At 32.6% G+C, this 18301-nt stretch carries 20 protein-coding genes and 1 pseudogene; 6 read left to right on the forward strand and 15 right to left on the reverse strand.

The window, feature by feature from the left end; translation table 11 throughout:
- Positions 1-95 precede the first annotated feature (95 nt).
- Together QTL86_RS10290 and QTL86_RS10295 are read right to left on the reverse strand one after the other, a co-directional pair.
- Positions 96-1529, reverse strand: coding sequence for a sensor histidine kinase (locus QTL86_RS10290; RefSeq protein ID WP_127066135.1), 1434 nt, complete (start codon positions 1527-1529; stop codon positions 96-98).
- Positions 1526-2212: a response regulator transcription factor gene (locus QTL86_RS10295; protein WP_013656464.1), complete on the reverse strand. Its 687-nt coding sequence runs from the start codon at positions 2210-2212 to the stop codon at positions 1526-1528. The genes QTL86_RS10290 and QTL86_RS10295 overlap by 4 nt, the downstream gene beginning before the upstream one ends.
- Before the next feature lie 182 nt (positions 2213-2394).
- Here QTL86_RS10295 and QTL86_RS10300 point away from each other — a divergent pair, with 182 nt between their 5' ends.
- The gene (locus QTL86_RS10300) at positions 2395-2613 is read left to right on the forward strand and encodes a helix-turn-helix domain-containing protein (RefSeq protein ID WP_013656463.1); all 219 of its coding nucleotides are present in this window, start codon (positions 2395-2397) and stop codon (positions 2611-2613) included.
- 13 nt (positions 2614-2626) lie between these two features.
- Here the strand turns inward: QTL86_RS10300 and QTL86_RS10305 are convergent, their stop codons facing one another.
- The 5 genes from QTL86_RS10305 to QTL86_RS10325 form a co-directional block, all read right to left on the reverse strand.
- The gene (locus QTL86_RS10305; RefSeq protein ID WP_410497131.1) at positions 2627-4366 is read right to left on the reverse strand and encodes an ATP-dependent metallopeptidase FtsH/Yme1/Tma family protein; all 1740 of its coding nucleotides are present in this window, start codon (positions 4364-4366) and stop codon (positions 2627-2629) included.
- A gap of 450 nt (positions 4367-4816) precedes the next feature.
- On the reverse strand, positions 4817-5488 hold the full coding sequence (locus QTL86_RS10310) for a GntR family transcriptional regulator (protein ID WP_127066133.1): 672 nt from the start codon (positions 5486-5488) through the stop codon (positions 4817-4819).
- 79 nt (positions 5489-5567) lie between these two features.
- Positions 5568-6827 (reverse strand): hypothetical protein, encoded by a 1260-nt coding sequence (locus QTL86_RS10315; RefSeq protein WP_410497132.1) that lies wholly within the window; start codon positions 6825-6827, stop codon positions 5568-5570.
- Between the two features lie 62 nt (positions 6828-6889).
- Entirely contained in the window at positions 6890-7045 is a 156-nt protein-coding gene (locus QTL86_RS10320) for a DUF1540 domain-containing protein (RefSeq protein ID WP_013656459.1), read from the reverse strand.
- 63 nt (positions 7046-7108) lie between these two features.
- A complete protein-coding gene (locus QTL86_RS10325; protein WP_013656458.1) occupies positions 7109-7945 on the reverse strand; it encodes a phosphatase PAP2 family protein in 837 nt (278 codons plus the stop codon).
- Between the two features lie 116 nt (positions 7946-8061).
- Here QTL86_RS10325 and QTL86_RS10330 point away from each other — a divergent pair, with 116 nt between their 5' ends.
- Together QTL86_RS10330 and QTL86_RS10335 are read left to right on the forward strand one after the other, a co-directional pair.
- Entirely contained in the window at positions 8062-8964 is a 903-nt protein-coding gene (locus tag QTL86_RS10330; protein WP_127066131.1) for a tetratricopeptide repeat protein, read from the forward strand.
- 36 nt (positions 8965-9000) lie between these two features.
- Positions 9001-10086: a sensor domain-containing diguanylate cyclase gene (locus tag QTL86_RS10335; RefSeq protein ID WP_127066130.1), complete on the forward strand. Its 1086-nt coding sequence runs from the start codon at positions 9001-9003 to the stop codon at positions 10084-10086.
- Between the two features lie 72 nt (positions 10087-10158).
- Here QTL86_RS10335 and deoD read toward each other — a convergent pair whose 3' ends face one another.
- From deoD to QTL86_RS10350, 3 genes are all read right to left on the reverse strand, one after another.
- Entirely contained in the window at positions 10159-10860 is a 702-nt protein-coding gene (gene deoD, locus QTL86_RS10340; RefSeq protein ID WP_013656455.1) for a purine-nucleoside phosphorylase, read from the reverse strand.
- Positions 10861-11014: 154 nt separating this feature from the next.
- Positions 11015-11179 carry a hypothetical protein gene (locus QTL86_RS10345; protein ID WP_013656454.1) on the reverse strand — a complete coding sequence of 55 codons (165 nt, stop codon included), beginning with the start codon at positions 11177-11179 and terminating at the stop codon, positions 11015-11017.
- Positions 11180-11303: 124 nt separating this feature from the next.
- A complete protein-coding gene (locus tag QTL86_RS10350) occupies positions 11304-12158 on the reverse strand; it encodes a DUF6734 family protein (RefSeq protein ID WP_410497133.1) in 855 nt (284 codons plus the stop codon).
- A 454-nt stretch (positions 12159-12612) separates the two neighbouring features.
- Between QTL86_RS10350 and QTL86_RS10355 the strand changes: the two genes are divergently transcribed.
- The 3 genes from QTL86_RS10355 to QTL86_RS10365 all read left to right on the forward strand — a co-directional run bounded on the left by QTL86_RS10355 (position 12613) and on the right by QTL86_RS10365 (position 14619).
- Positions 12613-13509 (forward strand): NAD(P)/FAD-dependent oxidoreductase, encoded by an 897-nt coding sequence (locus QTL86_RS10355; protein ID WP_410497134.1) that lies wholly within the window; start codon positions 12613-12615, stop codon positions 13507-13509.
- 218 nt (positions 13510-13727) lie between these two features.
- Positions 13728-14225: a TetR/AcrR family transcriptional regulator gene (locus QTL86_RS10360; RefSeq protein ID WP_127066127.1), complete on the forward strand. Its 498-nt coding sequence runs from the start codon at positions 13728-13730 to the stop codon at positions 14223-14225.
- A 31-nt stretch (positions 14226-14256) separates the two neighbouring features.
- On the forward strand, positions 14257-14619 hold the full coding sequence (locus QTL86_RS10365; RefSeq protein ID WP_127066126.1) for a hypothetical protein: 363 nt from the start codon (positions 14257-14259) through the stop codon (positions 14617-14619).
- A 241-nt stretch (positions 14620-14860) separates the two neighbouring features.
- On the opposite strand, the gene QTL86_RS10370 is transcribed toward QTL86_RS10365, so the two are convergent.
- From QTL86_RS10370 to QTL86_RS10390, 5 genes and pseudogenes are all read right to left on the reverse strand, one after another.
- Positions 14861-15457, reverse strand: a complete 597-nt coding sequence (locus tag QTL86_RS10370) for an HAD family hydrolase (protein WP_410497135.1) — start codon at positions 15455-15457, stop codon at positions 14861-14863.
- Between the two features lie 81 nt (positions 15458-15538).
- Positions 15539-15988: a GNAT family N-acetyltransferase gene (locus tag QTL86_RS10375; RefSeq protein ID WP_410497136.1), complete on the reverse strand. Its 450-nt coding sequence runs from the start codon at positions 15986-15988 to the stop codon at positions 15539-15541.
- A 96-nt stretch (positions 15989-16084) separates the two neighbouring features.
- Complete coding sequence (locus tag QTL86_RS10380; RefSeq protein WP_013656450.1) at positions 16085-16459, reverse strand: hypothetical protein; 375 nt, start codon at positions 16457-16459, stop codon at positions 16085-16087.
- A 297-nt stretch (positions 16460-16756) separates the two neighbouring features.
- Positions 16757-17467: a CPBP family intramembrane glutamic endopeptidase gene (locus tag QTL86_RS10385; protein WP_410497138.1), complete on the reverse strand. Its 711-nt coding sequence runs from the start codon at positions 17465-17467 to the stop codon at positions 16757-16759.
- A 346-nt stretch (positions 17468-17813) separates the two neighbouring features.
- Positions 17814-18221: pseudogene (locus tag QTL86_RS10390) on the reverse strand (IS3 family transposase); the annotation flags it as partial.
- Positions 18222-18301: the final 80 nt, after the last annotated feature.

Below are 18301 nucleotides of genomic sequence, written 5' to 3' on the forward strand. Positions count from 1 at the left end.
ACATGCAATTCCTACGTAAAAAATACACTAAATTTATTTATTTTTTGGATTTATTCTGTAAAAATTAAAACAGGGTTGCAATTAGCAACCCTGCTTTAATTTTTAGTCATTTTCATATAGTTACGCATTTTACCACTAATATTGTTAGGTTCCAACATTTTCGTATGGATAGGAAGTGTTACTATAATCTTAGTATATTCTCCTTCCACACTTTCTATAGCTACTTTACCATTGTGCTTCTCTACAATATTTTTTACCATTGTAAGGCCTATGCCACTACCTTGGTACTGCTCCCTGCTTTTATCACCGCGATACATACGTTCAAATACATAGGGTAAATCTTCTTCTGCAATACCAATCCCATGGTCTTCTACTGTAATGGTACACTCTTTTCCTTGCATACCTGTATATACTTTTATTTCTCCTTTATGATCACTAAATTTAAAGGCATTAGATAATAGATTCATCCAAAGCTGCTTCAGTGCATCTTTATCTGCTGATACCATAACATTTTCTGTTTCAGTATGTTTTATATGATAGTTTATTTTCTTTTCTTTAGCCACTATTTTAAAAGCATCAAATACTTCTTGTACGCTTTCATTTAAATTAATAACCCTAAAATTCATACGTGATTCATTTTCTTCAACATTTTTAAGAAGGTCTAGATTATTAAGCAGCTTTCCAAAACGTACTACTTCTTGATAAAGAACGTTCATTTGTTCCTCATCGATAGGATAAATACCGTCAATCATGGCTTCTAGATTACTTTGTAGAATATGAAGTGGCGTACGTATTTCATGCGAAACATCTGAAATAAGCTTCTTACGAATGGTATCCTGTCTTTCTAGTTTTTCACCTAAATAGTTCATACTATGGCGCAAGGTTTCAATTTCTTTAATCTTACTTTTAAATGGATACCTTGCATTAAGCTTACCATCTGCTAAAGCAATAGAGGTCTTGCTAATACCATAAATATGATAAGTAAATAACCTAGATACATAAAGACCAGCTAAGATAAACCACATTAAAATCATACTAGAGCACCAAACAATACTAACATTAACGTTCTTCTGAAACTTTAAATCGTTTTTCGTTAGTATATCGCTTGGATAATAGCCTATCTTCACATAAGCAATAATCTCACCTGCTTTATTATGAACCGGACGTTCTTCTTGCCTATATAAACTAGGATCTACTTGGTTCGGATATTTTTGATTAAGATCTTCTATAAAGCTTTGCTCAGTCTCTCCCCATATAAAATGCTTATCTGGTCCTAGGAGAGTTACAACAAAATTGCCCATATAATTCTCTAGTAGACTCTGCTGCATTGCATTGTTCTCTAATTCCCCTTTTTCATAAAGCTTCTCCACAAGGGCTACAATGCTATTACCAGCTTCTCTAATATTATTATCAATATAAATCTCAAAGTTCTTTTTAATACTGATATTAACAATCAAAGAAGTCGAAAATACCATAATACAACCAATGCTTAAGAAGATAGAAAAAAGCTGCTTACGAATGGATATCATGCATGTTCCCCTTCAAACTTGTACCCCACTCCTGTAACTGTTTTGATATAACGTGGGTTTTTAGTATCTGTCTCGATTTTCTTTCTTAAATTTTTGATATGCACATCTATAGTACGGTCAAAGCCATCAAAGTCAATTCCCATAACAGCTTCTATAAGTTGGTCTCTACTAAATACACGACCTGGTGCTGAAGCTAATTCATAAAGCAAGTCAAATTCATTGGGTGTTAAGGTGATTTCTTCATTGTTGATTTGCACAATACGTTCTTGTAAGAAAATTTTAAAGTGCCCTTTGTCAAAAACAAGCATTTCTTTATTTTCTTCTCTTTGTTTTCTCGTATCCAGTGCTTTAACACGAGCTACTACTTCTCTTGGGCTAATAGGTTTTACCAGATATTCATCAGCGCCTCTGTCAAAGCCATCAATTTTACTATCTAAAGTACCTTTAGCCGTAATCATAAAAATGTGCACATTAGATACTTGTCTCATTTCTGCGCAAATTTCCTCTCCTTGTATATCTGGAAGCATCAAGTCAAGGAGTACAATATCTATTTTATTTTTATAAAAACAATCTAGCCCACTTCTACCGGTATAACAAGTAAACACCTTATAACCTTCTTTTTCAAGATATTTGGTCATAATGTCAGCTACACGTTCTTCATCCTCTATTACTAATATATTCATGTTAATCGTCCTTTCTAGATGGGATTAATATAACCGTTTTTTATTATTATAAAACAACTATATGAAGAAAGTGAAAAGCCTATAAAATTTATCAATAATTGATTTTACAAAATTAATAATTGTTGATAATTTATCGCTTTTACTTTACAATAGTAAATATATTGGGTAAGGGGGAATAAAAAATGAAATATACTTTCGATGATAAAGAACACTTAATCAACTTTATATGTAATGAAATTATTACCACAGCCGAAGCAACAACGATGCTCAATTGTTCCAGACAATATCTTGATGAACTTGTAAGCAAAGGTAAGATTACCCCCATTAAAACGATCAATCGCGTTAGACTGTATTGGAAAAACGATATTGTGAGTTTATTACAGAGAAAACACAGCAGCTAAAATAAGCTAGCTTCTAGTTAAAGAAGCTAGCTATTTCTTTTTCATTCAATGTTTCTTTTTCTAATAAAGCTGAAGCTAAGCTTTCTAGCTTTTCCTCATGCGCTTTCATTAAAGCTTTTGTTTCTTCATACAAAGCTTTCATTTTTTCTTGACACTTGGTTAGAAGATAATCATAGTCAATAGTTTGTTTACCCATAATGGCTTCTATATTAACAAGGCCAAACTCTTCATCCATGCCATATTTCACTATATAATTCTTCATATCAATGCTAGCTTTTTCAATATCATTACTAGCACCTGTAGTAACATAGTCTTCTCCAAAGGTAATCTCCTCCGCCACACGCCCAGCAAGACTAATTTGAATACGTCCTAAAAGTTCTTTTTTAGTTAGATACATTTTATCCTTGGGTACATTCATACTAAAGCCACCTGCGCCTTTAGTACTCGGAATAATCGTTACCTTTGTCACACTGTTTTCTGGTGCTACAAGTTTAGTGATTAAAGCATGACCAGCTTCATGATAAGCTGTGATTTTACGGTCTATTTCACTAATATTGCTACGGTCTTTCTTTTCTTTCCCTGCAATAACCGTATAGAACGCGGCTTCAATATGACTCTCATCAATAATAGCCTGGCCTTTAGTTGCTGCTAAAATAGCGGCTTCATTTAAAAAATTTTCTAGCATGGCTCCTGTAAAGAATACCGTTTGTTTAGCAAGCTCCTTAGCACTAATCTCACTAGAAATCGGTTTATTTCTCAGGTGTAATTTAATAATGGATTCTCTAGCTGCTAAGTCTGGATAACCGATTTCGATATGTCTGTCAAAACGACCTGGTCTAAGAAGAGCATCATCTAACATATCTAACCTATTAGTAGCTGCAATCACTATAATCCCTTCATCGTCTTTAAACCCTGACATTTCTGTTAATAAAGCATTTAAGGTTTGATCCTTTTCGTCATTGCTTTGGGCTGCATTTTGGCTTCTTTTTTTACCAATGGCATCTATTTCGTCTATGAAAATAACTGCTTTTTCATGTTTTCTCGCTTCTTTGAAGATATCTCTTACACGACTTGCCCCCACACCCACATACATTTGAACAAAGTCTGAACCACTGGCTGAAAAAAATGCTACACCAGCTTCTTTTGCAATAGCCTTAGCCATAAGAGTTTTCCCTGTTCCTGGTGGTCCATACAAAATAAGTCCTTTTGGCATTCTAGCACCCATTTTGGCATATTGCTCTGGATTCTTCATAAAATCGATAACATCTTCCACTTGTTCTTTAGCTTCTACATTTCCGGCAATATGAGAAAAATCTATTTTTAAATCCTTAGGTTCAATAGCTTTTTGACTCATTTTCATGCCACCACTTCCGGCTCCAACCTTTTTAACACTCCTAAAAATCATAATGAATAAACCTACCATAAGTGCCATACTTGCTATATATTGAATGGTAAAGGCCGCCTCTTGAGTTGCTTCTTCTACTTGAATTTGCTTTAAGAGAAGTTCTTCTTTAAAGCCTTCCTTTCTTGGGTTATCTGTTATATAAACCGTGTCATCTTGTTTTAATTTAAATTGTAATTTTGGGCCGCTACTTAAAGTGACTTGTTCTATTTTATTAGCATTTAAATGATTTATAAAGTCATAATAGCTGACACTATTATCGTTCTTATGCTTCTGACTATAAATACCTATAATCATTAGTAAAGCTATTAAACTAACACTAACAATGATTCCTACTCTCTTTTTATTCATATTTCCCCCTTCAAGTCCTCTCCCCTTACACAAGAGAAAAGCTAGTACACTGCTGTAAGAGCATTATAACTTAGGTACTAGGCCTATTTCATTAGTGAGTATATGGAAAACGAGCAAAAAAAGAGAAGAAAGACGACGGGCCTTTCTTCTTGAGAGAAGGTATTTTATTCTAGGGGTAGCAAATAATTAAATATTTGCTGTAACATCTGGGGGAAGTTACAAGTACATTATAGCAAGTGTTTCCCGATAAGATTGCCCTAACTTTTTTAAATTTTATTATATTTTTTATCTATTTTTAATGCGGGTTATTTTTTGTTGTTATTAATACTTTCTTTATTGCTATTTTTTTCACATTATTGTTCATACTGCTTAATGAGTTTCCAAATATTGGTTTGCTTTATTTTATTTTTATGCACTTTTATTGTTTTTCAAAGATTTTAGCTTTTCTAATTAGTGATATCTTGGAGCATCATCTAAATGCATATTTTTACTTACCTGTTCAATATGCTTATTGGTTAGCTCTTCCGCTTTTTCGCCATCTTGATTTTGTATTGCTTTAAAAATAGCTGTGTGCTCTTTTAACAAGCATGTTGCTCTACCTGGAGTTGCAAGAGATTCCATTCTTGTTTTTTGCACGTAAGTATGAAAATCTGATAACATCTGCTTGAGTATTTTACTTTTAGTTGCTTTATAAATCATATCATGAAAGCGATGGTCTAATTCACCTATATGTACTAAGTCCTTCTTTGTTACATAGAACTCAGTTAGCTCAAGTACTTCCTTTAGTTTCTCTAGTTCTTCAGGGGTAATGCGTTCCGCTGCTAATTTGGCAGCCATACCTTCTAAACGACTTCTAATCATAAAAATATCTTGTACATCTTCTTGTGATACACCAGTAACAACCGTTTCCTTATTAGGAATAGATTGTACTAAACCTTCTAATTCTAATTGTCTAATAGCTTCTCTTACAGGTGTTCTACTTACATTTAACTCTTTTGCAATCGTCGCTTCTCTTAAAGCATCCCCAGGCTTATATTTCCCCTCTAGAATGGATTCTCTAATAGACTTAAATACTTTTTCTCTCAATGACGCCTTATCATTTGAACCGGAATCAAATATCACGTCGTGCCTCCTCGTTTTATCTTTTGTATATTTGTATACAAATATATTACCAAATATTCTAGAAATTACAATGGTATTCCTAATATTGAATCCATTTTCCTTCTAAATCTTTAACAGCAATCACACTTTCCTTAATAGAACGATTTACTATTTTCCACTCATTTGTACTAATATCCACTATTGTCTGCCATTTAATGATAACTTTATAAACTCGCTTTACTTCCTTTTGTTCTAAATCATCATATTCCTGATTCGTTAGTTCTACAGTTTCTGTAATACTACTATGTAAACGTCCCTCTTGATCTATAGTTACAGCCTCTGGTTTATAAACTACATCTACTCCTACAATATTTTTTTCTGCAATATACCACGCATTAAATAAATTTAATTGCTTTTCCTTTTGCGTTTCTAAAAAATAAGGACCTATCCCTTCACTTGTATGTTTAGTAATAGCTTCTTCATAACTTTGATAAAAATCGTTTAAGAATTGTTGCCACTTAGCACTGCCTACTTTAGAAAGACTATACTCTTGTATATCTATCATATTATTTCCTTCAGTAACTCGAATAGGTATTTTAACTGGATTTAAATAACCTTCTGGGTGAACTAATTCTAACTGATAATTACCCACTAAAATATCCGACAATTGAATAATCCCTTGATTACTCGCTTCACTTAACTGATCTAAGTGTACTTCTAAATGAGGGGCACAAATAATTTGAACCTGCCCTAATGCATAAGGCAATACAACCTTGGTTATCTGAGGGATTTGAATCATTTGATAATAATCTTTATCTGCTTCATGGGGTAACTCCACCTTGAGCATATATTTACCTGGTAAAAGCTTTTCTTTTTTGTAGCCTATCCCCATTTTATAATCAAGTTTTACACCACCCAAAGAAACCTGCGAGCCGTTAGGCGCTATAATTTGCACCTCTGAAAAGTCAAAAGGAAAACAAATTTTCCAGCCATCCCTATTCTTATTTAGAGTTAATGCCTCTTTCTTGACACCATCTGCAAATTCATATGCTAAGATATATTTCCCATTTAGCCAGCCTACTTTTGAAACATGAATGAGTTTATTTTCCTTGGCATAAAACCGATTGTAATACTGGGTAACAACGGTTTTATCGTTCATTTCCTTTATAGAATTTGGATCTAATAGATGATATATTTTTTCATACGCTTGTTCATTAAGAGCTTTCACATAACAGTCAATGCTATACACGGGACTTGAGTAGTAATGCCACATATATTCAGCACTCTTTAAAAGTAGAAAGCCCATGATGACAGTTAAACAACTAATCATTAATATATTTTTCACTTGATTCTTTTGCATAATAATCCCTCCTATTTGTATAGTTTATATATATGATAGGAGGGACAAGTTTATCACTATTGTTATTTTCTTTCAAACTGCTGGCAATCTGTAATAGAGGAAGACTTATTATTAATAGCTTGCTGTATTTGTATATGTTCTAATGTGCAATATTTTTCTTGTGGATGATGGTGCTTACAAGCCTTTACCTCACACCCAATACTCATGTTCATACTCATAATCTCAACTCCTTTAAGGTGATGAGTTTATTTTTTGCTGATTAATAATAAATATACTTGGCCTTATTTTAACTTTTTAAAAATAAAAGGTGCACCAGCTGTAATCCATAGCAATAGAAGTGCATATTTAATCATCTTTACAATCTTAACAGCTGGTAGTACCTTACTTAAAATCAAGTATATCAGTACAAGACCGCCGAAACCAATAAGTATTTTCTTCAGCTGAATACGCCAATTTTGAACTGCTTCAAATTGTATATACTTCTGTTCAATGTAAGCACCACAAGTCATACCCCATAAAGCTGCTGCGCCCTTATATAAATCAGCATCTACTTTAAAAATCATTACCAATAATACTACAATACTAACACCTATAACATGGGCTGGTCTAATTTCACCCTTATCACCTAAGAGTTTGTTGGCTAATAAAGTAAAAATGACTCCAAAGAAAATACCGCCTAATACATCCATTGGCCAATGTACCCCTAAATATACCCTAGAAAGTGCTGTTAATAAAATGATACAGCTTCCCATAACATACATTCCTTTTGTGCGTAACACTAGCATGGCACCACTCCAAAAGCTTGTAGCTGTTTGCGTATGTCCACTAGGAAATGAAAAACTTGTAGCTGTTTCTGCTCTTATGGGTTTTACAACACCTAAATCAAACGGCCTAGGCATTTGGATTAAATTTTTAATCATTCCATTACCTACAAAGTTAAATAACACAAACCATGCAAGACGTTTACTTTTTATTTTATCAACACACCAATACAATCCTGCTAAAATAGCTACAATAAATAAGCTCTCAGCCATTATGGTAATTGTTGTCATTAGCAAAGTTAGTGTTTCTGTTCTTATTTGTTCAAAAAACTGAAGTATCTTTATCTGTATTTCCATTCATAATCTCCTTTAATCTAATTTAGTACATTCAAAATAATCACATTATATTGTATATATCTTGTTTTTGCATTACAATATATATAATAAGTATCTTTACGACAAGGAGGTTTTCTATGGAGACTCTGAATGCACAACAATCCTTGCATCTTTCTCCTCAAAATTACTTAAAAAATGCTTTAAGCTTGCTTCGCCAAGAGCAACTGCAAGATGCTTTACAATCTATAGATGCAGCCGTTATTTTTAGTGGTAATTCTCCTTTTTACATTTATCAAAAAATACGTATACTATTTAATTTAGGTGCTCTTCAAAGTTGTAGTCAGCTTATTGTATCACAATTAGAGTATTTATATAAATATGGTTCATTATATATTTTATGTCGTAGTATAGATTATTACCAAAAAATCAATGCTTGTAACCTTGAGGAGTTAGAAAATCTGTTAAAAAATGTTCATGTTCCTTACTGCTTAGCCAGTATTTACAAAGAACTTATGTTGCAAAAGCAAAAACCTTTTTTAGCAAAAGCACGTAAAGCCATGGTTCAGGATCATTATCCATTATGTATTGCTTATAGTGATTTATATCTAAAGCTTAATCCAGTTACAAAAGACTTGGTCTACATGAAAGCTTATTCGTATCATATGTTGGGTCAATTGCAACAAGCGCTTCCCTATTACAGAGAATACTTAAAGCTTAATCTGAAAGACCCAAAAGCTTACATTGAATTAGGAGCCATTTTATTAGAAATGGGGCAAGTAAGTGAAGCCTTAGAATACTTTGAAAAAGCATCCTATATGGATCCTACTAATAAAGAATATTTGTCTTATATAGCAGAATGCCATATTGCTTCTAAGAAATACGATTCTGCTATTGCTACTTATCAAACGATAGAAAAATATTATAGCACTGATATACAAAATTACTTTAACTTATCCTATGTTTATAGGAAAATCAATAAAAAACATCTCTCTAAACGTTACTTAAAAAAAGTCAGACAACAACTCAAAACAAAGTACTGATTTAACTAATTATGTATAACAAAGGGGTACGATGGTATGGATAATAAAACTGCAAATAATACCTACTTAGACCTAAATAGTATGGATTCTGAGAAATTCGAAAAGTATCAACGTTTTACAGAACAAACTATTTTTGATCTTTCTCAGCAAATTACTGAACTAGAGCAAAAGCTTAATGTTTTTACTAACCTTTTGGAAATTAGTAATTATATTAATCAATATATTAAAAGCCAAAACTTATTTCCATTAATTAATGATATGCTCATTGGTGTATTTGGAGCTAAATATTCTACCATTTATATTAAATCAGATGATGACTATGCGCAAGTGACCTCTAGGAATTTTTCCTATGATTGTATTGAAATGGAAAAACAACTTATATTTGAGCACCATGAAGAAGAGTTCATTATTAATAGTACAGAGCCTATTTATCCTGCAAAAGATGCCTCAACTGCTATATACTCTTGCTTAGGTGTACCTATCAAAATTAATAGTGGACCTCTAGGCTTTATCTTAATTCAGCATCGTGAAAAAAATTATTTTTCTAAAGATCATGCCACCTTTCTGTCTTCGCTCGCTAACCATGTAGGTGTCGCTATTGAAAATAACTTGCTTTATAATCAAATCAAAGAAAGTGCATGTAAAGATGGTCTAACTAATATCTTTAATAAAAAATACTTTTTTGATACGATTCTATCTGTCCCCAATTTGGCTCAGCAATACTATACGATTGTCATGATAGATATTGATAACTTTAAAAAGGTTAATGATACCTATGGTCATCCTTATGGAGATATTGTGCTTAAAACCATTTGTTCCATTATTAAAAATAATACACGCCCTAATGATATTGTGGCTAGATATGGTGGGGAAGAAATCATTATTTACTTTAATAACTTCATTGATAAGTCTTTAGTTGCTAAACGTGTGGAGCAAATGCGTTATCAGATTGAAACCACCTCTATACCTGGTGATGGTTTCGAATCTTCTGTAACTGCAAGCTTTGGTGTGTATGTTAAAACTGATGAAGCTCTTTCTTTAGATGAAGTCATTAAACTAGCGGATAGCAATCTCTATATTTGTAAACGTTCCGGAAAAAACAAATTTCTTATTAATGAATAAACCTTAATACATAATAAAGGAGCTATGATTCATCTCATAGCTCCTTATTTGCATTTAAATATTCTTATTTGATTAAGCTAATTCTAAAGCAATTTCCATCATTTGGGTAAATGTATTTTGTCTTTCTTCAGCTGTTGTTTCTTCTCCTGTAATAAGGTTATCTGAAATAGTAACCATAGCAAGAGCATTAACACCTGCTGCTGCTGCTTCCATATAAAGTGCCGCTGCTTCCATTTCCACTGCTAAAACGCCCATTTTTGACCATCTTTCAGTAGTTGTTGTATCTGCATTATAAAAAATATCAGAAGAAAGGATATTACCTACATGATAAGGTACATTGTTTTCCTTTGCTTTTTCAACTGCTTTTTCCAACAAGCTGTAGCTAGCAACTGGTGCAAAAGTACCTGGCAAATTGTATTGAATTGCATAATTAGAGTTCGTACAAGCTCCCATACCAAATACAATGTGGCGTAATGGTAGATCAGCACTCATACTTCCTGCTGAACCAATTCTAATAAGATTTTTACATCCGTATACATGAATAAGCTCATGAGAATAAATACCAATAGATGGCATCCCCATTCCACTTCCTTGTACAGAGATTTTTTTACCTTTATATGTTCCTGTATAACCAAACATATTTCTTACTGTATTGTACTGAACAACATTTTCTAAGAAGTTGTCAGCAATATATTTTGCTCTTAATGGATCTCCAGGTAATAAGACAGTTTCTGCAATATCCCCTGGTTTTGCTGCGTTATGTGGTGTTGACATTGTTCTCGTCCTCCTAATTGTATGTTTGGCTATTATTTTTAGCCATGAAGCTTTGCTTCTTTAGATAGCTTATCCTATTTCTTTTAAGATATCACTATCTAACCAAACCTTTTTTCTAGTATATCACATTTCTTAGGAGTTGAACACGCTAGTTTTATGGTCTATGGGCCCTTGCATAACAGGCCTTACATATTTTTCTTGCCCCTCGCACGCCACTTTCAGGCCATACTATCTTCACTCTTGTTCTCCCACAAACTGGGCAGGTTCCTCTCCAGTTTCCTTCTGCTTTAATTACTTTGCCTCTTTTAGATTTTGCCATAAGTTTATCCCCCTTTTAACATTTAATACTCTTTATAAATGTACTCAAGAGTTGTCCACTTTATGACTAATTTTAAATTTCTTTATACATAGCTTATTAGTATTCTGCTATTTTTTATATTGATTTACGATTCATCATATACTTTTAAAACTTCTATCTGCTGCAATACCGGATAAAAATCTGGATAATCTTTTTTTATTCTTTTCATACAACGCTTGCAAAAAGCTATTCTTCTTTCTGGATGGTTACGTAAGTATCTTTTATGTCCCCAAATATGGGTAAAACATTGCTGATGCTCATTAAAAAGCTCCCCTACTTCTGCAAAAGCAAATAGTTCTATCTGCTTTTCCTCTGCACACATCGCTAGTAATCGTTGCTCAGCAAATACCATATATGTAAGAGGATCGTCCCCTTGCGCTGCTCTCATAAACGCTTTAGATTCATTTACATAAAACTGTTTAAAATCTTCGTCACCTATGTACATAAAAGCTGTATTACACGGCCTAACTTCCCAGTTCCATCTTGAAAAAGCCTCATAGTCTGAAGCCATATGTAAAGATTCTTTGGCTGGATAAACATTCGGCTGAAGCTCTTCTTTATGAATAACCGCAATTGAATGCTTCCTTAATTCTTCTTCTACTTTATTCCAAACGATAAAGTCTGTATCCATCATAACACAAGGTGCTTCTTCTTCTGCTAGGGCATAAATCTTCCCTGCTGCCCAAAACACCTTTGGATTTAAATGTGGATCTATATCCGTCAATCTTTCCTCTATTCCTAAATTCCATAGATGCTCTAGTCCTAAATCTCGATAATAAGCTGCACCTATTGGATCTGTTATCATTTTTATATCTCCATTTAACTCCTGCCATTTAAGGGCAGATAAAACGGTCGTAAGTAGCTCAAAATCTTCCACATAAAAATCACCTTTTTGTGACTTTAAAAAAGGGCCTGTCCATGTTGAATGAAATGCGCGCATACTTGTCCCCCCTTATATCAGATTTAAGCCATATCCCTCTAATCCTGAACCTGAAGTTGTTTCTACATTGCTTATACTTGTCATTTTCACCACTCCTTCAGCTATTGTTCTTTTACTTTTATTTCTATTTTATTATATCATTTATGGGATATTTTTTCAATTTACATTATATTTCAAATAAGTATTATTATTCTTGTTTTAATTCCCAATACAGCTTCCCAATACAGCAATACCACTTGATAAAATATCTGTTCCTTCATTTCCGTAGTGGGAACGTCCACCTATAACCAATAGCCTAGAAAAAATCATTTTATCTCCTCAACTATAAATTTATTTTATAAGCATATAGTTTTTTATTATTTTACATTATATATAATCTAGTATATGATGTATAAAAACAGCGAATATTACTCATAAACTTTGACTATTTCACAATTAAATTAGGAGGCTTATTATGTATGATATTATCGTTATAGGAGCTGGTCCTGCTGGAATAAGTTCGGCCATTTATGCTACTAGTCGAGGTAAAAATGTACTGTTAATAGAAAAGGAAGAAATAGGCGGAACTATTAGTAAGGTTTCAACTGTAACACATTATTCGGGTATTATTGCAAGTGAAACAGGTCCTACCTTTTCAAATAGATTGAAAGAACAGGCTCTTGCTTCTGGTGTAAAGATTATTTACGAAAATGTAATCGGTGTTTCTTTATCAGATGACATCAAAACAGTTACTACTCATCAAATGACCTACAAAGCAAAAAAAGTCATTTTGGCCAATGGATGTACACCTAGAAAACTAGGTATCCCAGGTGAAGAATTTTTAACCGGCAAAGGAATAGGCCTCAATGCTATTAGAGATAGTGAAAACTATAGGGAGAAAAATATATATGTAATTGGTGGTGCAGATGGTGCTATCAAAGAAGCCATTTATCTCGCCAAACTAGCAAATAAACTTACTATCATTCACTTCGAAGATAAACTTGGCGCCATACCAGAGTTCCTTGACCAAATTACACAGCTAAATAATGTAGAAGTTCTTACAAACTCAAGGCTAACTGCAGTATATGGCAAAGAACAAGTAGAAAGATTAGAGATTACAAATGAAGCAACTCAGAGTGTCCAAATAATTGAGGATTCTGGTTGTGGCATTTTTGTTTATGTCGGTTCAGCTCCAAATACGCACTTATATGAAGGTCTTACTTTAATAAATGGATATATTTGTGTGAATGAAAAGATGGAAACAAGTATTTCTGGTGTTTATGCAGCAGGAGATATTTGTGCAAAGCAAGTACGCCAAATAGCAACAGCAGTCGCTGACGGTGCTATCGCCGGCATAAATGCTTCAATTTAATATCTCACATTATATATAAGAAACTATTGTATAATAGGTAAATACCTCAAGAGCTACATAGCTAGTGTAAACTTCCTAGCTATGTAGCTCTTTTATTAAATAAAATTACTAAATGTAATCTTTCCAAATGTTCAGTATACTATTGTTGACAAAAATTATAGATAAGGATAAAATAACACTGTTATATAACATAGTTATTATTAAATGGAGATTGTGTCATGCCGCCTAAAAAGCAAATAACCAAAGAAATAATTTTAGAAAAGGCATTTGCCATCACAAAAGAATTTGGATTTGATAGTATTTCTGCACGAACACTTGCTAAGCAGCTTGATTGTTCAACTCAGCCTATCTATCAAGCCTTTACAGATATGGATGGGCTAAAAACAGCAATTATAGAAAAATCTATTTCTATAATGCTGAATTTTATTATCGAACATAAAGATCCTACATTACCTGAGGAACTTGGCTTTATTATTGGCTATGTCCAGTTTGCCAATTTAGAAAAACAATTATTTGCCCTACTCTTTTCTTCTGGCACAAATGGACTTATTCACTCTTTTGCTACTTCTCGTCAAATAAACTTTAATATGGATATGATTATCTATGCCAATGGTATGATTATGATGTCTACATTTCATGCACTCAATCAGTCTTGGGAAGAAAAGAAAAGCATGCTCATTCATGCCTATGAACTATTTTGCCAAGTACAATTATAAATCAAATTGTAGGGAGGCTAGCAATGCCGCTATGAAAAAAATTAATTCAATTGGATATGGTGGTAAAATCCTTGCGATTGGCATGGTTTTTCTCCTACTCATCCCTATGATCACCTATATTTTATCCCCTATCTGTAGGCATGTCGTTTATAAATATATCGGCAAAATATCACTTCTTATAGGCCTACTTACTTTGCTATTTCTTATTCTACTTTTGACAATCGAATTAAGACAAGATAGAAAACTGAATCTCTATTATGACAGTCAAAAAAACAAAAAACTGAAACTAGGAAATGATATTTTTGAATGTCAATCCTGTGGAAATCGAAAGATTCAAGCCTCAGATACCAGCTGCCCTATATGCGGCATTCATTTTACAAACAAGGGAGAATAATGATGGAAACAAAGAAAACTGTACAATTAGAAGCGTTTTCTCAAACTTTACTTATTCCACAGTTAATGTAAAAATAATACATATAACTACTATCAACAAGCTAGACACTAGCACTTGTCTCTAAATTTGAAATTCTATTTAATAGAACCAAGTCATACACTTATTTTTCCTCAACTCATAATTCCATTTAATATACAGCAAAACAGGAATATTTATTTTGATAAATTATAATTTGTCAGTTTCACTTAACTATTAGCCTATTTGCAAGTTCTTTGAAATTCGTAACAGCTTTCCCATCATATTCAACATTTCTACTATTAAATAATATGGTATCCATACCAAGCGCTTGTGCTGCGGCTAAGTTATATCTTCTGTCATCTATATAGGTACAATCAGACGCTAAACACCCCAGTTTTTCAAGTGTATGCTTAAATATTTGTTTATCAGGCTTTTTGATTTTTATGTCTCCGCTTACTGTTATGACATCAAAATAATCATTAATTTTATATTTATCACGGAAATATCTGCTCCATTCACTTGAATCATTTGATATCAAAGCTAATTCATAATATTTCTTTATGCTTGATGCAAATTCGAAAAATGATTCATCAATTTCTACTGTATCTAAATATTCTTTTTCAATTTTGCATAAATTACCTTTAAAGCCTAATCTTTTAAAAACTTCTAAAGAAGATATTTCTCCTACATCTGCTTTATCCCAAATCGGATATATATCAGCTGGAGTTAAATCAGGGAATGTGCGATTTACAAATGAATAGAATCCGTCTCCTGAGTCTTTTAAAATTACACCATACATATCTAATATTACTGCTTTCATATATAATCCCCCTAAGCTCTATCAAGTAAATAAATTCAAATATATGAGTCTATTGCTCTTTTAAATTTATGTAATCGAAATTTAAACAATACTTTTATAAAAGCATACTGCTTCTTCATGATGCGCATATTTTCCGTAATTAGGGCAAATCCGATATCCATTTTTCTGATAAAAACGAACAGCTGTAGTATTAATTTTTCGTGTTTCCAATACGATTTTCCTATATCCATAGCTATACGCATACTCTTCTAGAGTCCACAAAATTTGTGTTCCAATCCCTACTCCTTTTATTTTGGAATAAACACGTTTTATCTCGGCGATATCGTTTGAATAGTTTTGTAGTGCTCCGCAGCCTACAGGCTCGCCAACACTATAAGCAATAACAAAAATTGTACGAGCTGCTTTTAATGCATCAGCCTGAAAACTTGCATTTCCACTACTTCCTGTAATATTCTCCAGTATAGATGACAACTCCTCAATCAACTGTACTGCTTCTTTAGATGTTACAGAGGCTCGCCTTATCTCTATCATCAAAAGTCTTCTCCTTTTAAATTGAAAGTCATAATTCTATAAAATATCTATTTGATTTGTTGCGTTAAACACTTAAAACCAACCCTATTATTCATTTTACATATTTAATCCCGTAATCCAAAAACAAATGGCAGCTATCACAGATAATGGGGTAGCACAATATTTTTCTTTCTTACTTGTTGATAGTAAATTCATGATGGTATTTAGCGATAGATAGATAGCAAAAAATAATACTATGTATTTTGTTGTTTTAATAGAGAACCAGAGAGGTACTATATTCCCAGCTTGCAAGATCACTATAATTGCGAACAATTGAATTACTAAAGAAATCCAACAAAGTATTCTTAATTTTGATGGAATCACCTTATATTTTCCTCCCATTGAAAACTCCCCCAAAGGCAATCCAAGACCTATTAGCATGGTCAATATCGCTACAATTCCAAATAATATCGCTCCTAAAATTTGTATCATTCTTATCCTCCTTAATATTTATACTTTAACTAATTTATAAAATATCATTTTTATCTATTATACAAAAATATTCTTTTAATTGCTGGTTTAAATAACTATTTATTACGATAAAACAAAATTTAACTGTGTATTAATCTATTAACTTGTTTAAAAGCATACTGTTCTACCCTCATAGGATAGTTATAGTTAAGCAGTTTTGTTGTTTCTTGTGATTTGCTTGAAAACATTTCCACTGTTTTTATTGGCGACTCACCAAAATGTGTGCTTGATAGCCACTAGGCCATCAGTTAACTAAAACTATCTTTTCATTCTTTCTTTTGACACAATAAGTATAATGAAAACAGCTACTATCGTGAGCATAGCATAAATATTACTTTCAACAGTAAACTTCGGGAACTGTTCCGATTTAAACACATATGTAACAAATGCATTTGGTAGATTTACAAAATAAGAAACAATCAAGCTGTTGTCAGAAAGCTTATAGGCAATTGCAAAACCAAGGCCAACGGCAAACAATAGCAATATATCTCCGACAGTTCTAAAACCTGGATAGCCTAAATGATAGACAGAAAACATAACTGCAGAAATAAGAATAGCAATGATAGCTCCAAAATCCTTTTCTACTCTGGTTTGAACAAATCCCCTGAACAAGAACTCTTCAAAAAACGTTGTCATGATAAGAGGTGCAATAGCAAGTGGAAGCCTAGTCCACGCTATGTATTCTCTAGCTATTATTTTTGGAATTAACTGCCCGCCAATTGAAAAAACAACAAAAGCAACTAAAACAACACTCTGACGGGCACCTATTTTCTTTATGCCGACAGAAGAAAAGTCCTCTTTGTCTGTAAGAAGAAGGAATATTGGTAGTATTGTACTTATCACAAGACCATATAACACATTATAGAAGATACCGAACACTACTCCCTCAAACATATTCGCAATGGAAATAAATATAATGATTAAAATTTCAGATACCGCGCAAAAAAATATAATTTTACTTTTATTCATAAACTATACAACCACCTTCTCAAGATATAATTAATCTTAGTATTAAATACTAATTTATAAACTTACAAAAATATCTATCCATATTGCTTGCTTAAGTATATGCAGGTATTACATAGTGTACCACTTTAAATGTATTGTATTTTGTCATTTTGTGCAACAAAAATAAGACTAATTCTTTCACCTAGTCCTATAAAAAGTTATTCTTTTATATAAAATGATATTTTAAATATCAAAATAATGTTTTGGTGATTAAAAATTGTATTGGATTGTCAACATTTAACTAGACAACCTTTTTAAGGCTATTCAGTTTGTATTGATATGGTGTAAGTATACAAATATAGTGCTAGCTCATATCAACGCAGACATAAGTCAAATCACTAACCACTATGATTAAGTGGCTTTGATTTTTAAATTCACGTTTCACTAGATTAGAAACTTTAGATTCATTACATTTATCAACATGAGGTTTAAACTGTGCAATAGTGTATTTTGAGATAAGTCCACTAGCTCTCATGATACGACTAATTTTTCGTCCAGATACTTGATAGCCTTCTTTTTCTAGTTCAATCTTAATTTTGCGTGCACCATAATTAGAACGACTATCTTTAAAAATCTTCATTATAGGCGCCTCAAGAATATTTTCATTTCCTTTTTGTTTTGCTTCATAATAATAGGTACTTCTAGATAGCTGTAGGACTTTACACATTGCTGATACAGAGTATTTGTGAAGGTTATTTTTTATCACATTTTCTTTTGCCATTATGATAGCGTGCTACGATTTGTGCTTTAAACTCAGTTGTAAATGTACGTCGTGGTCTGGTTGGGTTAGAATTG

This window comes from Cellulosilyticum sp. ST5, from assembly GCF_046529625.1.
Taxonomy (GTDB): domain Bacteria; phylum Bacillota; class Clostridia; order Lachnospirales; family Cellulosilyticaceae; genus Cellulosilyticum; species Cellulosilyticum lentocellum.

Bases quoted from the DNA above. Each gene is read 5' to 3' on its own strand.
- QTL86_RS10290 (WP_127066135.1), bottom strand. From the start codon at position 1,529: ATGATATCCATTCGTAAGCAGCTTTTTTCTATCTTCTTAAGCATTGGT.
- QTL86_RS10295 (WP_013656464.1), bottom strand. From the start codon at position 2,212: ATGAATATATTAGTAATAGAGGATGAAGAACGTGTAGCTGACATTATG.
- QTL86_RS10300 (WP_013656463.1), top strand. From the start codon at position 2,395: ATGAAATATACTTTCGATGATAAAGAACACTTAATCAACTTTATATGT.
- QTL86_RS10305 (WP_410497131.1), bottom strand. From the start codon at position 4,366: ATGAATAAAAAGAGAGTAGGAATCATTGTTAGTGTTAGTTTAATAGCT.
- QTL86_RS10315 (WP_410497132.1), bottom strand. From the start codon at position 6,827: ATGCAAAAGAATCAAGTGAAAAATATATTAATGATTAGTTGTTTAACT.
- QTL86_RS10320 (WP_013656459.1), bottom strand. From the start codon at position 7,045: ATGAGTATGAACATGAGTATTGGGTGTGAGGTAAAGGCTTGTAAGCAC.
- QTL86_RS10325 (WP_013656458.1), bottom strand. From the start codon at position 7,945: ATGGAAATACAGATAAAGATACTTCAGTTTTTTGAACAAATAAGAACA.
- QTL86_RS10330 (WP_127066131.1), top strand. From the start codon at position 8,062: ATGGAGACTCTGAATGCACAACAATCCTTGCATCTTTCTCCTCAAAAT.
- QTL86_RS10335 (WP_127066130.1), top strand. From the start codon at position 9,001: ATGGATAATAAAACTGCAAATAATACCTACTTAGACCTAAATAGTATG.
- deoD (WP_013656455.1), bottom strand. From the start codon at position 10,860: ATGTCAACACCACATAACGCAGCAAAACCAGGGGATATTGCAGAAACT.
- QTL86_RS10345 (WP_013656454.1), bottom strand. From the start codon at position 11,179: ATGGCAAAATCTAAAAGAGGCAAAGTAATTAAAGCAGAAGGAAACTGG.
- QTL86_RS10350 (WP_410497133.1), bottom strand. From the start codon at position 12,158: ATGCGCGCATTTCATTCAACATGGACAGGCCCTTTTTTAAAGTCACAA.
- QTL86_RS10355 (WP_410497134.1), top strand. From the start codon at position 12,613: ATGTATGATATTATCGTTATAGGAGCTGGTCCTGCTGGAATAAGTTCG.
- QTL86_RS10360 (WP_127066127.1), top strand. From the start codon at position 13,728: ATGCCGCCTAAAAAGCAAATAACCAAAGAAATAATTTTAGAAAAGGCA.
- QTL86_RS10365 (WP_127066126.1), top strand. From the start codon at position 14,257: ATGAAAAAAATTAATTCAATTGGATATGGTGGTAAAATCCTTGCGATT.
- QTL86_RS10370 (WP_410497135.1), bottom strand. From the start codon at position 15,457: ATGAAAGCAGTAATATTAGATATGTATGGTGTAATTTTAAAAGACTCA.
- QTL86_RS10375 (WP_410497136.1), bottom strand. From the start codon at position 15,988: ATGATAGAGATAAGGCGAGCCTCTGTAACATCTAAAGAAGCAGTACAG.
- QTL86_RS10380 (WP_013656450.1), bottom strand. From the start codon at position 16,459: ATGATACAAATTTTAGGAGCGATATTATTTGGAATTGTAGCGATATTG.
- QTL86_RS10385 (WP_410497138.1), bottom strand. From the start codon at position 17,467: ATGAATAAAAGTAAAATTATATTTTTTTGCGCGGTATCTGAAATTTTA.